Source organism: Sphingomonas sp. SP6 (assembly GCF_058313435.1).
Genome location: NZ_JBZFLG010000001.1, coordinates 63215 through 78120 on the forward strand (window position 1 = coordinate 63215; position 14906 = coordinate 78120).

Consider the following 14906-nt stretch of genomic DNA (forward strand, 5'->3'; position numbering starts at 1 on the left):
TTCAGAACAGCGCGCCGACAATGGTGAGCGCATTGTCGACAACGCGCCGCGGTCGCGATCGCGACGCCAGACCGACGCGGTCGATCTCGATCGCCTGTGCGAGCCATCGGCGCTGCAAGGCTGTGATCTCCGCGGCAAGCTCGGGCGACTGGGTGAGGATGTTGTTCTCGAAGTTGAGGTCGAGGCTCCGGCGATCCATGTTGGCCGAGCCGACGAGCGCCAGCGTGCCGTCGACGACCAGCGTCTTCGCATGGAGCAGGCCGCCGCGGTATTCGAAGATCCGGACCCCGGCCGCGGCGATCACCGGGTAATAAGCGCGGCTGATCGTCCCGACGATGCGACTGTCGTTGCGGTGCGGGAAGACGATGGTGACCGCGACATCCCGCCGCGCCGTCGCCACGAGAGCGCCGAGCAATCTGGGATCGGGCGCGAAATAGGGCGTCGTGATCGTCACCTGATCCTGCGCCGCCCAGAGGCAGGCGACGAACAAGTCCGTCATCGTCCCGCGAGGCGACAGCGGGCCGGCGTCGGCGGCGATGGCGGCGAACCCGTTCGGCGCCGGTGCCGGTGGGGGATGGGCGGCGAAGGACGGGCAGAGATCTTCGCCCGTCTCGACCGTCCACAAGGCGGCGAAGATCAGTTCGGCCTGGCGCGCGACCGGCCCTTCGTAGCGGATCAGAATGTCGACCCAAGGCGCGAACCTGCGCTTCACGAGAAAGGCCGGATCGGCGAGGTTCTGGCTGCCACCGTAGGCGATGCGACCGTCGATCACCGCGATCTTGCGGTGGTTGCGCAGATCGACCCGGTGGCCGGCGAGCAGCCACAGGCCGAAGGGGACATCGAGCGACGCGCGAAGCTGCGCCCCGGCGTTGCGCATCGCCGACCAGCGGACCGAGCGGATGAAGTCTCTCGAGCCGATCGCATCCGCGACGATCCGGCACGCGACTCCGCGCCGCGCCGCGCGACCGACCGCCTCGGCGACCTTTCGGCCGTTATGATCGTCCAGCCAGATGTAGAAGGAGAGGTGGACCGAGCGAATCGCGGCGTCGATGTCGGCGACCAGCAGATCGATCGCCTCATCCGACGCGGGAACGACCCGCGCCGTATTGCCGTGGGTCCAAGTCCAGCCGCTGGCACCGGCTGCGGTCGCGAAGGCGCCGGCCAGGGCGGGATCGTCGATCGCCTTCCCGCCCGGCGGCGCGAAGATCGACAGGGCGGCGCGTGCGTCGGCGGCGGTCCGGCGGAACCGCGCGGAGATCCACGGCTCGCCGAACAAGATGTAGAGGATTGTGCCAATCCCGGGGGCGGCGAGGAGCAGCAGCAGCCAAGCGGCGCGCGCGGTCGGTTCGCGGTCGTCGACGAGTAGCGCGCGGGCGATCACCGCGAGGTGGACCGCCAGCACTGCGAAAGCGAACGCCAGTCTCACCCGGTGCCGAGTGGGGGGCGAGCGCGCGGCAGTCAACGCGAACGTGGCGACCCTTTCGTCTTATGCTCGTCTTAACCATGAGGGGGTGAGAGGTGGCCGCAGGAATGCGATGCCCCGAAGCCCGGTCCCCGATCCGAACCTGAGCGTCCGTAGCGGCATGGACCCGTGGCCGACGGCGCTCGTCGTCCTGCTCGCCGCCCTGCTGATCCTTTTCCTGCCGCGGCCGCTCAGCCCCGATGTCTCCGGCCAGCTGTGGATCGCCCAGCAGATCCGCCAAGGGGCGCGGCTCTACGTCGACTTCCTGGAGATCAATCCGCCCCTCTGGTTCTGGATGGCGGTTCCGATCCGGGCCTTGGCCGAGGCGCTCGGAATCGCGCCTGAGGGGCTGCTCATCGCCAGCGTCGCCGCGGCGGCCCTCGCGTCGATTCTCGCGACCGAGCGGGCGCTGGATGACCTGCCCGTCCGCCGCCGCCGACTGTTCCTGCTCTACGCCGCGCTGGTGCTGCTCGTCATGCCGCTGCGGGACTTCGGACAGCGCGAGCAACTCGCTCTGTTCGCCGCGCTTCCGTACACGGCACTCACCGCGGCGAGGCGGGCCGGTCGCCCGGTGCCGTTCCGCGTCGCCGTGCTGATCGGCGCTGGGACGGCGGTCGGCTTCGCGCTCAAGCACTATTTCCTGATCGCGCCGGTCCTGCTGGAGGTATGGCTGCTCGCCAGCCGGCGTCGGGCGTGGCGGCCGATTCGTCCCGAGACGCTGTCGCTTGCCGCGGTCGGGCTCGCCTATGGCGCGGCGGTTCTGATCGCCACCCCCGAATATGTGACCGAGATGGTTCCGCGGTTGCGGCTGGCATACGGCGTCGCGGGCGTCCCGCTGCGCCGGATGATCCTTCCTGCACAGCTGACGTGGGTCTTCGCGGTGGCCGCCATCCTGCCGCAGGCGCGCAGCCTGAACCGGGCGCCGCTCGCGTCTGCGCTCCTCGTCGCCGGCGCGGGGTTCGCGGTCGCCTGGCTGGTCCAGCACAAGGGCTGGCCGTACCAGAGCATCCCGACCACCGGGTTGCTGGCGCTCGCCTTCGCGGCGATTCTGGCTGCGCGTTGGGATGCCGCCGGGCCGCTCGTCCGTAAGCTCGCCCCTGCGGTCTTGTTGCTGCCAGTCGCACTGGCCCTGACGCCGACCCAGGCGCCGATCACGCCGGACATCGACATCGCTCCGGCGCTCGAAGGGCTGCCGCGGGGGTCGAGCGTCGCCATCGTCTCGACCGAGGGATTTACGGTCTGGCCGGCGGCCGTCGATCGCGGCTTCCGCTTTCCCAGTCGCTACGGGCTGCTCTGGATGCTGCCCGCGATCGATGCGAATGCGGTCGGCCGGCGCGATCCCCGGATCGCCGCGTTCGGGCGCGAGGTGGTCCGCCAAACGGTGATCGACTTTCGCTGCCTGCCGCCGGAGCGGATCGTCTTCGTCCGCCCAGATCCATCCGGCACGGCGACCACCGCGGCCGCCGATCCGCTCCGCTTCTTCATGCACGACCCCGAGTTCGCGCAGGTGCTGGTGCATTACACCAGGTGGCGGCACGCCGGCGTTTACGACGCCTATCGGCTCGTCCGCCCGCTCGCGCCCGTGCCAGGCGCGCACTGCCGCCGCGGGGCGTGACCGCCCCCGCTTGACCGCCAAGCCGGAAGCGCCTTTTGTCCGGCGGAAAGGGGATCGAGATGGCTGGACGGTTCGAAGGCAAGTCGGTGTTCGTCGCGGGCGCATCGAGCGGGATCAACTTGGGCATCGCCCGCGCCTTCGCGCGCGAGGGCGCCCGGCTAACGGTGCTGAGCCGTAGCGCCGAGAAGATCGAGGCGGCTGCGGCGGAGCTGCGCGGGTCGGGTGCCGAGGCGATCGGCGTCGCCTGCGACGTGCGTGATTACCCCGGCCTGGAGGCCGCCTTCGTCCAGGCCGCGGGCGCTTACGGGCCGATTGACGTGCTGATCTCGGGCGCGGCCGGCAACTTTCTCGCGCCGGCCGCGAAGATGAGCGCCAACGCCTTCAAGACCGTCGTCGACATCGACCTGCTCGGGACCTTCAACGTCTTCCGCGCGAGCTTCGATCATCTCCGCCGCCCCGGCGCGTCGCTGGTCGCGATCACCGCCGGCCAGGCGGTGCGGCCCATGTCGTTCCAGATCCACGCCTGCGCCGCCAAGGCCGGGGTGAACATGGTCACCAAATGCCTCGCGCTCGAATGGGGCCCCGCCGGGATCCGGGTCAACGGCATCTCGCCGGGGCCGATCGCCGATACAGAAGGGATGAAGCGGCTCGGCGGCGATCCGGGCCGCGAAGCCGAGATTAAACGGCGGCTGGCGCTTCGCGACTACGGCACCAAGGACGACATCGCCGAGGCGGCGATGTACCTTTCCAGCGACGCCGCGAAGTACGTCACGGGCGCGATCCTCAACGTCGACGGCGGCAGCGACCTGGGAGATGCGGGGGCCGACGCGCTCGGCGGGGTTGCGTGATCACCGGCAAGTTCCTGCTCGGCCGCGGCCGCGGGGCGATGACGCCCGAGGACGAGCGCCTGCTGGAGGAGGCTGTCTCCGAGGTTCGCGACGTCCAGGCTCGTACCATTGTGGTCCGCACCGGCGAGCTGATCCGCAACAGCACCTATCTGATCGAAGGGTTCATGTGCCGCTACATGGACGATCACGAGGGTTACCGGCAGCTCGTCGCGATCCACGTCCCCGGCGACTTCGTCGATCTCCACGGCTACGGACTGAAGCGGCTGGACCACGATATCGGCGCTCTGGGGCCTGCGCGAGTCGCCGAGGTCCCGCATCCGGCGATCGCCCGGATCAACGAGGATCATCCCAATCTGACCAGGCTGCTGTGGCGCGCCACCCTCCTGGACGCCGCGATGCACCGTGAATGGATTTTCCGCATCGGGCGGCTCGATTCGGCCGGGCGGATCGCGCATCTGTTCTGCGAGCTTGAGGCGCGGCTCGCGATGGTCGGCCTGGCCGAGGGTGGCCGGTTCGCGCTGCCGCTGACCCAGCCCGATCTCGCCGAGGCGTGCGGGATCACCGGCGTGCATGCGAACCGCACGCTGCGCAACCTGCGCGAGCGTGGCCTGATGACCTTCCGTGACGGGATCGTCGAGATCGCCGACGTGCCCGCGCTTCGTCGGGTCGCCGACTTCGATGCCGCATATCTGTTCGGCGACGACGCGCGCACGCTCGACCCCATGCGCTCCTAGAGAACATCGAGGTCGGCGGGCCCGAAGGCGTCGGGCAACAGCTGGGCGATCGTCCGCGTCTCGACCGCGTCGCCCTGCGCGGCCGCCGAATGGACGACGATCTCGCGCCCGCCGAGCTGCGCCGCCTCGACGAGCACCTGACGGCAGCGTCCGCACGGGCGGACGACCCCGGTGCCGACGATCGCGTCGTCCGCGGCAATCGCCCCGCCGATCACCGCGATCTCGACCACGTCGCGCAACCGCCCCTGGGCGTTGGCTGTCGCCAGCGCCACCGTCTCGGCGCAGAGCGAAAGCCCGTAGCTGGCGTTTTCGAAATTGGCGCCGGTGACAATCGTCCCGTCGACGAGCCGCACCGCCGCCCCGACCGCGAAGCGCGAGTACGGGGCGTGGGCATGACGCGCGGCGGCGCGCGCGGCGGCGATCAGATCGTCCATCTCAGCCCCGGATATGGAGGACGCAGACCAGCGTGAACAGTCGCCGGGCGGTGTCGAAGTCGACCTCGATCTTGCCCTTCAGCCGCTCGATGAGCAGTTCGGCGGCTTCGTTGTGGATCGCGCGCCTCGCCATGTCGACGGTCTCGATCTGCTGCGCGGTCGCCTGGCGGATCGCCTGGTAATAGCTGTCGCAGATGGCGAAATAGTCGCGGATCGGTCGCCGGAACCGGCCGAGCGCGAGGACGAGCGTCTCGAGCGGCGACCCGTCCTCGCGCTTGATCGCGATGGCCAGGCGACCGTCCTCGACCGAGAGCGCGATCCGGTAGGGGCCGGCGTAGCCGTCCGGGTGCTGGCGCAGGGGCGCGAAATGATTGGCCTCGATCAGGTCGAAGATCGCTATCCGCCGCTCCTGCTCGACGTCGGCGGAGCGCCACAGGATCGTGCGCTCGTCGAGCTCGATGTCGATGATCCGGGTGTCCGCCACATCGTTTCGGTAGAGACGAACCCCAAAACAATCCATCCACAGCTTCCATCGACACGCCGGTCGCAACCCGGTTGAGGCGGGCGGCTGGCTTGCGCATGGAGGCCGGATGGCCACGCTCGCGCTCGCGCACCCCGCTCCCGTCGAACCCGTCCAGCTGCCCCGCAACGTCGAGGCGGAGGCGGCGATGCTCGGCGCGATGATGATCGACAACCGGCTGGCCGACGACATCGTCGACCGGCTGGAACCTCACCATTTCTACGAGCCGGTTCACGGGCGGGTCTTCGCGGCGATCAAGACGCTACGGGGGCAGGACATGCTGGCGACCCCGGTCACCCTGCGCCCGATGTTCGATGCGGACGAGGGCATGAAGGAGCTCGGCGGCCCGGCCTATCTGGCGACGTTGACCGGCTCGGGCGCAGGGCTGATCGGCGCGCGCCAGTTCGCCCAGCAGATCTACGATCTCGCCATGTTGCGCGCGCTCGTCAGCGTCGGCCGTACGCTCGTCGACCGGGCGATGGACACGTCGGAGGAGGTCAATCCGCGCGCGCAGATCGAGCTGGCGGAGGAGGAGCTATTCAAGGTCGCCGCCGACGGAGGAGCCGAATCGACCGTCAAGACCTTCGCCCAGGCGACGACGATGGCGGTGAAGATGGCCGAGCGGGCGCTCAACTCGGGCGGCAACGTCTCCGGGATCACGACCGGGTTCGACACCATCAACACCAAGATCGGCGGCATGCACCATTCGGATCTGATGATCCTGGCTGGGCGTCCGGGCATGGGGAAGACCTCGCTCGCCACCAACATCGCGTTCAACGCCGCCAAGCGCTGGATGCGCGACATGGCCGACGGGATGGCGCCGGCGCAATCGGTCGGCGCGAAGGTCGCCTTCTTCTCGCTCGAGATGAGCGCGGATCAGCTCGCCACCCGCATCCTGGCCGAGCAGTCGGGGATCAGTTCCGAATCGCTGCGCATGGGCAAGATCAGCCGCGCCGAGTTCGGCCAGCTCGCCGCCGCCGCCGCCGAGCTTGAGAACCTGCCGCTGTTCATCGACGACACGGGCGGGCTCACCATCGGATCGCTTCACACCCGGGTCCGGCGGCTCCAGCGACGGCACAACAACGAGATCGGGCTGGTGGTGGTCGACTATCTCCAGCTGCTGACCGGCAGCGGCAAGCAGTCCGACGGCAACCGCGTCCAGGAGATTTCCGAGATCAGCCGCGGGCTGAAGACCCTGGCCAAGGACCTGAACGTCCCCGTGCTCGCGCTGTCCCAGCTCAGCCGAGCGGTCGAGCAGCGCGAGGACAAGCGGCCGCAACTGAGCGACCTGCGCGAATCGGGCTCGATCGAACAGGATGCCGACATGGTCTGGTTCGTGTACCGCGAGGATTATTATGTCGCTGCCAAGGAGCCGAAGCGGCCGACCGAGGGCGACGACGCCAAGATCTTCGAGGATCACGCGCGCTGGATGACGGACATGGAGCGGGTGTACGGCCTGGCCGAGCTGATCGTTGCCAAGCAGCGCCACGGTGCGACCGGAAAAGTGACGCTGAAGTTCGATCCGACGATCACCAAGTTCAGCGATTATGCAGGCTATTGACGATGCCCAAGATCGATCTTGCCGCCATCGCCCCAGCGACCGGCAGCGGTTACCCGCCGCCCTATGATCTGGCCGCAGGAGATCGACGGTTCCGGCCGCTTTCGGCGCCGGCGGGGATTACCGACTTCGAGATCAACCATGTCGAGCTGCCCGAGGGGGCGTGGTCGAGCCAGCGGCATTGGCACGAGGGGGAGGACGAGTTCCTGGTCATGCTGTCGGGTCGGGCTACCCTGGTCGACGATTCGGGCGAAACGGCGCTCGCGGCGGGCGACTGCGCGGCCTTTCCGAAGAACGACGGCAACGGACATCACCTGATCGGCGGGCCGGGCGGGTGCGTGTTCGTCGTCTGGGGCCGGCGCGAGGCGACGCCGTGCCATTATCCCGACGTCGACCTGTTGCTGCTTCCTGAGGACGGCTTCTACCGTCACAAGGACGGCAGGCCGTACTGATCGCCGTTCGGCTCAGGCGCGGCCGAAGGGCGCCGTCGTCGGCCGTCGCCCGAAGCCGCCGCGCCGCTCGGCGAGCGGGTTTGCCTCGCGCTCGAGCAACGCCAGCGTCTGCTCGAACAGCGGCGCGAGCGCGACGACATCGGCAAGGAGCGCCTCGGGCTCGATCCGGCGTTCGATGCAGTCGCGCGCGCGCATCTCGATCGACTCGGCCACGGCGGCGAGCGGCTCGGCGCCGAACTGCCGCGCTTCGCCCTTGAGCGTGTGGGCGGGGATCACCATGCCGGCCGCATTGTTGGCCCGCATCGCATCCTCGATCGCGGCCACCGACTTGACGCCATCCTCCCGGAAATAGCCGAGAATGCGGACGAAGCCGGCTCCCAGCTCCGCCCGCGCCTTCGCGTAGGCGGGCCAGTCGATCAGCGTACTGCCTTCGAATGACACGTGAGAGGTTCCCCCGGTGAAAGCCCCCGCCCTCACCGCTGCACAGCGTCCCTAGCCTGAAAGGGGTAAACGGTGCGTTGAAATCAGCAATCAGCTCTCGGAATGGAACGGATTTTTCGGCGCGCGCATCGTCACCCTGACCGGCACCGCGCCGAAACCGAGCTCACGCCGCATGCTGTTGACCAGGTAGCGCTCGTAACTCGCGGGCAACTGGTCGACTCTCGTGCCGAAAATGACGAAGCTTGGCGGGCGCGTCTTGACCTGTGTCACGTAGCGCATCTTGACCCGCTTGCCGCCGGGGGCGGGGGGCGGGTTGGCCGTAATCGCGCGCTCGAACCAGCGATTGAGCTCACCGGTCCCGACCCGCTTCGACCAGGCGTCGCGGACCTCGAACGCCGCGCCGATCAGTTGATCGATCCCCTTGCCGGTCGCCGCCGAGACGGTGAGGACGGCAACCCCTTTGACCTGGCTGAGCCCGTCCTCGAGCGCCTTCTTGACCCCGTTGAACAGCGCCGACGGATTCTCGGCGACATCCCATTTGTTGAGCGCGATGATGAGCGCGCGGCCCTCCTCCAGCACGCGGTCGGCGATGCGGAGATCCTGCGATTCCAGCCCCAGCGTCGCGTCGAGCAGCAGGACGACGACCTCCGCGAAGTCGATGGCATGGAGCGCGTCGGCGACCGAGAGCTTCTCGAGCTTGTCCTGGACCTTGGCGCGCTTGCGCATTCCCGCGGTGTCGATCAGCCGGACGGCGCGCGGCCCGGTGATGTCGCCGTGCCACGTCCAGTCGATCGCGATCGAGTCGCGGGTGATCCCCGCTTCGGGCCCGGTGATCATCCGCTCCTCGCCGAGCATCCGGTTGATGAGCGTGGACTTGCCGGCGTTGGGGCGACCGACGATCGCGAGTTTGAGGACCGCGTCGTCGGCGTCGGCGTCCTCCTCGTCGTCGATCTCGCGGTCGATGTGGGGGAGCAGCGCCTCGAACAGGTCGGCGACGCCCTCGCCGTGCTCGGCGGAGAGCTGGACGGGATCGCCGAAGCCGAGCGATAGCGATTCGAGGACGCCCTGCTCGCCGGCGCGCCCTTCCGCCTTGTTGGCGACGAGGATGATCGGGGTCGCCGACCCCCTGAGCCAGCGGGCGATCTCCTCGTCGAGCGGCACGATCCCGGCGCGGGCGTCGAACAGGAACAGCGCGACATCGGCCTGCGCCACGGCCGCCTCGGTCTGCTGGCGCATGCGGCCGGGAAGCGAGTCGGCATCCTGATCCTCGTAGCCTGCGGTGTCGATGACGCGGAAGTCGAGCCCGACGAGGTGCGCATCTCCTTCGCGGCGGTCGCGGGTGACGCCGGGCGTGTCGTCGACGAGCGCGAGCTTCTTGCCGACGAGGCGGTTGAACAGCGTCGACTTGCCGACGTTGGGGCGACCGACGATCGCGACGGTGGGGAGACGGGACATGGCGGCTAGGTAGGGCGGGGCGAGCCGCGCGTCACGCCCCGCGTGCCGCGGCGCCGCCGGGGTTCCGCCGCATCGGCTGGAGCCGCCCCCGCGCCAGGCTGCGCCAGAGCCATTCGAGCGGGCCGTAACGGTAGCGGTCGAGCCAGGGCTTCGACCAGAGCAGCATCGCGAGCCAGACGGGCGGAGCGAGCAGGTAGAGCTGGGCGCGGGTAAGCTGCCCGAACAGTCCCGCTCCGGTGAACACGGCGAGCATGATGAGTGAGGTGCCGAGATAATTGGTGAAGGCCGCGCGGCCGACGGCCGCCACCCGCTCGCTCCACCATCCGCCGGGACGGAACGCCAGCGCCAGCAGGCAGGCGTAGCCGACCGCGCCGAGCAGGCGGAACGGCGGCGAAGCGGCGACCGAGGCGAAGAATACCCAGCGTTGGTCGAAGCCGTGCGCCAGCGTGTTGAGGCCGAGCAATGCGTAGGCGGGAAGCGCGACGCCGAGGCAGACCGCGGCCCAGCGCTCGACGCGCGCGCGCGGCCAGGTGCCGGTCAACAGCCCCGAGCGGTAGGCCGCCATGCCGAACAGCATCGCCGGAAGCGTCTCGGGACCGACCAGCAGCGCAAAGGCGAAGGGGTCGCTGGCATGGGTCCAGCGCCAGCGGACGCCGTCGAGCCAGGAGCCGCCGAACGCGGCGACTTCGGCGTGGAGATCGGCGGCGGGCGGCACGCCGAAGGTGCCGGCGAAAGCGTTCCAGAGCGCGGTCCGGTCCGGCGTGTCGCGGGCCACCGCGGCGAACAGCGTCGCGGCCGCCCCGGCGTTGGCGATCACGTCCCATGCGAGGAAGACGCCCCCGAGCGCCAACAGCCGCCGGGTGGACACTCCCGAGAAGACGTACGCGACCGCGCCGATCAGCGCGTAGTGGGCGAGGATGTCGCCCCACCAGACGAGATAGAGATGGAGGCAGCCGACGCCGAACAGCACCGCCATTCGCGCGTAATGGACCCGCGCCGGATCGCGTCCGGCGGCGCGCGCGGCGTCGATGACGAGCAGCATCGACGCGCCGAACAGCAGGCTGAACAGGCCGCGCATCTTTCCTTCGACGAGGACGAAGGTGGCGAACCAGACCGTCACGTCGGCCGCGCCCCGCCCGCCCCAGGCGAGCGGGGAAAAGTAGGCGGCCTCTGGCAGGCCGAAGGCGGGCAGGTTGGCGACGAGAATGCCCATGACCGCCACGCCCCGGACGAAGTCGAGCGTGGCGATGCGGGGCGTCAACGGCCGATGAACTCGGCCGGCCGCTTTTCGAGGAACGCGCGCATCCCCTCCTGGAAGTCGTTCGTCGCAAACAACGGGAGGAGCTGGAGATAGACGTGCTGGACGTGGGTGTCGAAGGTCTCGTTCAGCCCCATCCGCATCATCCGCTTCGACGCCTTGACCGCGAGCGGGGCGTTGGCGGCGATCTCGCGGGCGAGGTCGAGCGAGACGGTTGCGACCTCCTCGTCGGCGACGACGCGGTTGACGAGGCCAAGCGCCAGGCACTCGTCGGCGAGCAGAGTGCGGCCGGTGAAGATGATCTCCGCCGCCTTGGCCCAGCCGAGCATGCGGGGGAGGAGCCAGGTGCCGCCCGATTCGGGGACGATCCCGCGCTTGACGAAGGCAGGGGCGAGCTTGGCGCTCGCGGCCATCACCCGGATGTCGCAGCCGATCGCCAGGTCCATGCCGTAGCCCGCCGCCGAGCCGTTGAGAGCGCAGACCACGGGGGTGTCCATGGCGTTGAGGACGGTCGGGGGCGTGTTGCGGAGGTCGATCGTCGCCGCCATCGCCGCGCCCGAGCTGCCGATCCCCTCGCCCTTGGTGGCGGAGACGAGATCGAGCCCGGCGCAGAAGGCACGGCCGGTGCCGGTCAGGAGGACGACGCGGACCTCGGGGTCTTGCTCGGCCTGGACGAGCAGCTCGGTCAAGCGGTCGAGCATCGGGCCGGAGATGGTGTTCATCCGCTCGGGGCGGTTGAGGGTGAGCGTGGCGATGCCGTCGGCGACGGCGTAGGTCACGTCTTCGGTCTGGTCGGTCATGTCATTCCCCCCCCATCTTTCCTGAGTTTACGCCAGCGCGGCATCGACCCCCATCAGCTTGGGGAAGAAGCCCTCGTGCGCTTCGCGGAGCGCGTCGAGCGTCACGACGTCGTCGCGGTTCGGCCGCTCGAAGATCAGGCGCTTGCCGCCGGTGCGACCCATTGGCTCGACCTCGACCCCGGCGGCGAGCGCGGCGTTGAGGAAGTCGACCATGGCCACATCGTCGGCCGTGACGATATAGACGCCCTGGTCCTCGGCGAAGAAGCTGTGGGCGCAGTCGAAGGGTTGCTTTCGGTCGATCATCGCGCCGACGTTCCCGGCAAGCGCCATCTCGGCAATGGTCACCGCGATGCCGCCGTCGGACACGTCATGGACGGCGGTGAGCTGGCCGGCCAGGACGCCGGCGCGGATGAGGTCGCCGGCCGCTTTCTCCTTCGCCAGATCAACCCGGGGCGGCGGGCCGTCCTCGCGGCCGTGGACTTCGCGCAGCCACAGCGACTGGCCGAGATCGCCGCGGCGGGTGCCGACTGCGAGGATGATGTCGCCCGAGCCCTTGAAGGCGATTGTCGCGGACTTGGTCCAGTCGGCGAGCAGCCCGATCGCGCCGATCGCCGGGGTGGGGAGGATGGCGGAGCCGCCGCCGGTGGCCTTGGACTCGTTGTAGAGGCTGACGTTGCCCGAGACGATCGGGAAGTCGAGCGCGATGCAGGCCTCGCTCATCCCTTCGAGGCAGCCGGTGATCTGGCCCATGATCTCGGGGCGCTGCGGATTGGCGAAGTTCAGGCAATTGGTGACGGCGAGCGGGGTCGAGCCGACCGCGGTGAGGTTGCGCCACGCCTCGGCCACCGCCTGCTTGCCGCCCTCGACCGGGTCGGCGAAGCAGTAGCGGGGCGTGCAGTCGGTGGTCATCGCCAAGGCTTTGTCGGTGCCGTGGACGCGGACCACCGCGGCGTCGCCGCCGGGGCGCTGGACGGTGTCGGCCCCGACCATGTGGTCGTACTGCTCCCAGATCCAGCGGCGGCTGGCGATGTCGGGCGAGGTTATCAGGGTCAGCAGGTCGGCGGCGATGTCGCGGCTCTCGGGGATGTCGACGAGCGCCTTCGCCGGGGGCGTGGGGACGTGGGGGCGGTCGTAGAGCGGGGCCTCGTCGGCGAGGGGGGCGAGGGGGATGTCGGCGACGGTCTCGCCCTGCCACTTGAGCACCATGCGGCCGGTGTCGGTGACGTGGCCGATGACGGCGAAGTCGAGTTCCCACTTGTCGAAGATGGCGCGGGCGAAGTCCTCGCGGCCGGGTTTGAGGACCATGAGCATCCGCTCCTGGCTCTCGCTGAGCATCATCTCGTAGGGAGTCATGCCGGTTTCGCGCTGGGGGACGTCGTCCATCACCAGCTCGATCCCGACGCCGCCCTTCGACGCCATCTCGACCGAGGAGGAGGTGAGGCCCGCCGCGCCCATGTCCTGGATGGCGACGATCGCGTCGCTCGCCATGAGTTCGAGACAGGCCTCGATCAGCAGCTTCTCGGTGAAGGGGTCGCCGACCTGGACGGTGGGGCGCTTCTCCTCGGCGTCCTCGCCGAAGTCGGCGCTGGCCATGGTCGCGCCGTGGATGCCGTCGCGGCCGGTCTTGGAGCCGACGTAGACGATCGGATTGCCGACGCCCGACGCCGCCGAGTAGAAGATCTTGTCGGTGTCGGCGACGCCCACCGTCATGGCGTTGACGAGGATGTTGCCGTCGTAGGCCGGGTGGAAATTGACCTCGCCGCCGACGGTCGGGACGCCGACGCAATTGCCGTAGCCGCCGATGCCGTGGACCACGCCCGAGATCAGGTGGCGCATCTTGGGGTGGTCCGGCCGGCCGAAGCGGAGGGCGTTGAGGTTGGCGACCGGCCTTGCGCCCATGGTGAAGACGTCGCGGAGGATGCCGCCGACCCCGGTCGCCGCGCCCTGATAGGGCTCGATGTACGAGGGGTGGTTGTGGCTCTCCATCTTGAAGATCGCGGCCTGGCCGTCGCCGATGTCGACGACGCCGGCATTCTCGCCGGGTCCGCAGATCACCTGGGGGCCGGTGGTCGGCAGCTTCTTCAGGTGGATGCGGCTCGACTTGTAGCTGCAATGCTCGGACCACATCACGCTGAAAATGCCGAGCTCGACGAGGTTGGGCTCGCGGCCGAGCGCGTGGAGGACGCGGTCGTATTCCTCGGGGGAGAGGCCGTGGTCGGCGACGATCTGGGCGGTGATCTCGGTCATCCGCGGGCAGATAGCGACTGGCCCGGCGCGCGTCACCTGTCCGCCGCGAGGCTAGAGGATGAGCTGGAGGTCGGAGGGCTGGGTGATCGCGCCCTGCACCACCAGCGCGAAGTCCGACCGCGAGTCGCCGTCGACATCGGCGTAGAGGACCGCGCCGTCCTTCGTGATGTCACAGCGAAGTTCGCCCGCCGTGCCGGAGAACGCGGCCGTGCCGACGAAGACGAAGTTCTGGTCGCCGGCTACCGTCGTGTCGGCGTCGGAAGGCAGCCCGATGACGTCGCCGTCGGCCTTGTTGAAGCCGCGGATCACGTCGGCGTGCGCACGGTCGGGCGCGGAATCGGCGATCGAGGCGAAGAGGTAATAGTCGCCGCCCGCGCCGCCCGCCATGATGTCGCGACCGGCGCCGCCCCATATCGGGTCGTTGGCCGCGCCGCCGGTGATCCGGTCGTCGCCGTCGCCGCCGTAGATGGCCCCGAAGAACTCCCCGGTGTTGCGGAAGCAGTCGTCCCCCGCGCCGAGCCGGATGTCGCCTACCATCGACCCGCGGTTCACGACGATGTCCGCGCCGAAGCTGCCGGCGTACGCCGTTCCGCCGAACATTCCGCCGCCGATCCCGCCCTGGTTGATCACGACGACGCGGTCGGCGTGGAGCTGCGACAGGTCGATCCCCATGTGGATCTGGGCGAAATGCGTCGGGTCGAGCCGGTCCCCGGCATTGACGATACGCAGCGTTCCCGTCGCATCTTCGGTGGAGGCCAGCGCGATGGCGGCGCCGGAACTGTCGAACGTCCCTTCGTTGACGATGCGGATGTCGAACGGACCGGTGAGCGTGCCGGCGACGGCATGCTCGCCGGAGGTGCCGATCTCGCCGGCATTGTGGATCCGCGCGCTCCCGCCGGTCAGGATCACCGCCGGTTCGGCATACCGGGTCGCCAGCGTGGCGCCGACATCGAGCCGGAGGGCGTCGCCGTCCCCCAGAGTGAAGGGCGTGGTGACGTGGTCCCCACCGCGCAGGTGCGTGCGGCTCATGATCGTGCTCCCCGTGGCGTCGGAAGGTCCGAGCGGCGAGACCTAGCGCAGCG

General features: G+C 69.4%; 14 protein-coding genes. 5 read left to right on the top strand and 9 right to left on the bottom strand.

The window, feature by feature from the left end; all coding sequences use genetic code 11:
• Position 1: 1 nt before the first annotated feature.
• On the bottom strand, positions 2-1426 hold the full coding sequence (locus AC4GYY_RS00310; protein ID WP_491117688.1) for a phospholipase D-like domain-containing protein: 1425 nt from the start codon (positions 1424-1426) through the stop codon (positions 2-4).
• Between the two features lie 109 nt (positions 1427-1535).
• On the opposite strand from AC4GYY_RS00310, the gene AC4GYY_RS00315 reads away from it, so the two are divergent.
• The 3 genes from AC4GYY_RS00315 to AC4GYY_RS00325 are packed head-to-tail and all read left to right on the top strand — an operon-like array spanning position 1536 to position 4659.
• Positions 1536-3077, top strand: coding sequence for a hypothetical protein (locus tag AC4GYY_RS00315; RefSeq protein ID WP_491117690.1), 1542 nt, complete (start codon positions 1536-1538; stop codon positions 3075-3077).
• Between the two features lie 59 nt (positions 3078-3136).
• A complete protein-coding gene (locus AC4GYY_RS00320; protein WP_491117692.1) occupies positions 3137-3925 on the top strand; it encodes an SDR family oxidoreductase in 789 nt (262 codons plus the stop codon).
• Entirely contained in the window at positions 3922-4659 is a 738-nt protein-coding gene (locus AC4GYY_RS00325) for a Crp/Fnr family transcriptional regulator (RefSeq protein ID WP_491117694.1), read from the top strand. Before AC4GYY_RS00320 ends, AC4GYY_RS00325 begins: the two co-directional genes overlap by 4 nt.
• On the opposite strand, the gene AC4GYY_RS00330 is transcribed toward AC4GYY_RS00325, so the two are convergent.
• Both AC4GYY_RS00330 and AC4GYY_RS00335 read right to left on the bottom strand, forming a co-directional pair.
• Entirely contained in the window at positions 4656-5093 is a 438-nt protein-coding gene (locus tag AC4GYY_RS00330) for a cytidine deaminase (protein ID WP_491117696.1), read from the bottom strand. The genes AC4GYY_RS00325 and AC4GYY_RS00330 overlap by 4 nt on opposite strands.
• A 1-nt stretch (position 5094) precedes the next feature.
• Entirely contained in the window at positions 5095-5577 is a 483-nt protein-coding gene (locus AC4GYY_RS00335) for a UPF0262 family protein (RefSeq protein ID WP_491117698.1), read from the bottom strand.
• Positions 5578-5683: 106 nt separating this feature from the next.
• On the opposite strand from AC4GYY_RS00335, the gene AC4GYY_RS00340 reads away from it, so the two are divergent.
• Positions 5684-7174, top strand: a complete 1491-nt coding sequence (locus AC4GYY_RS00340; RefSeq protein WP_491117700.1) for a replicative DNA helicase — start codon at positions 5684-5686, stop codon at positions 7172-7174.
• 2 nt (positions 7175-7176) lie between these two features.
• Entirely contained in the window at positions 7177-7623 is a 447-nt protein-coding gene (locus AC4GYY_RS00345) for a cupin domain-containing protein (RefSeq protein ID WP_491117702.1), read from the top strand.
• A 12-nt stretch (positions 7624-7635) separates the two neighbouring features.
• Here the strand turns inward: AC4GYY_RS00345 and AC4GYY_RS00350 are convergent, their stop codons facing one another.
• From AC4GYY_RS00350 to AC4GYY_RS00375, 6 genes are all read right to left on the bottom strand, one after another.
• A complete protein-coding gene (locus tag AC4GYY_RS00350; RefSeq protein WP_491117704.1) occupies positions 7636-8064 on the bottom strand; it encodes an Hpt domain-containing protein in 429 nt (142 codons plus the stop codon).
• A 90-nt stretch (positions 8065-8154) separates the two neighbouring features.
• Entirely contained in the window at positions 8155-9519 is a 1365-nt protein-coding gene (gene der / locus AC4GYY_RS00355; protein ID WP_491117706.1) for a ribosome biogenesis GTPase Der, read from the bottom strand.
• A 31-nt stretch (positions 9520-9550) separates the two neighbouring features.
• Positions 9551-10780, bottom strand: a complete 1230-nt coding sequence (locus AC4GYY_RS00360; protein ID WP_491117708.1) for a DUF418 domain-containing protein — start codon at positions 10778-10780, stop codon at positions 9551-9553.
• Positions 10777-11577 carry an enoyl-CoA hydratase/isomerase family protein gene (locus tag AC4GYY_RS00365; RefSeq protein ID WP_491117710.1) on the bottom strand — a complete coding sequence of 267 codons (801 nt, stop codon included), beginning with the start codon at positions 11575-11577 and terminating at the stop codon, positions 10777-10779. Before AC4GYY_RS00365 ends, AC4GYY_RS00360 begins: the two co-directional genes overlap by 4 nt.
• A 27-nt stretch (positions 11578-11604) precedes the next feature.
• Positions 11605-13824, bottom strand: coding sequence for a phosphoribosylformylglycinamidine synthase subunit PurL (purL, locus tag AC4GYY_RS00370; protein WP_491117712.1), 2220 nt, complete (start codon positions 13822-13824; stop codon positions 11605-11607).
• A 51-nt stretch (positions 13825-13875) separates the two neighbouring features.
• Complete coding sequence (locus tag AC4GYY_RS00375; protein ID WP_491117714.1) at positions 13876-14853, bottom strand: M10 family metallopeptidase C-terminal domain-containing protein; 978 nt, start codon at positions 14851-14853, stop codon at positions 13876-13878.
• Positions 14854-14906: the final 53 nt, after the last annotated feature.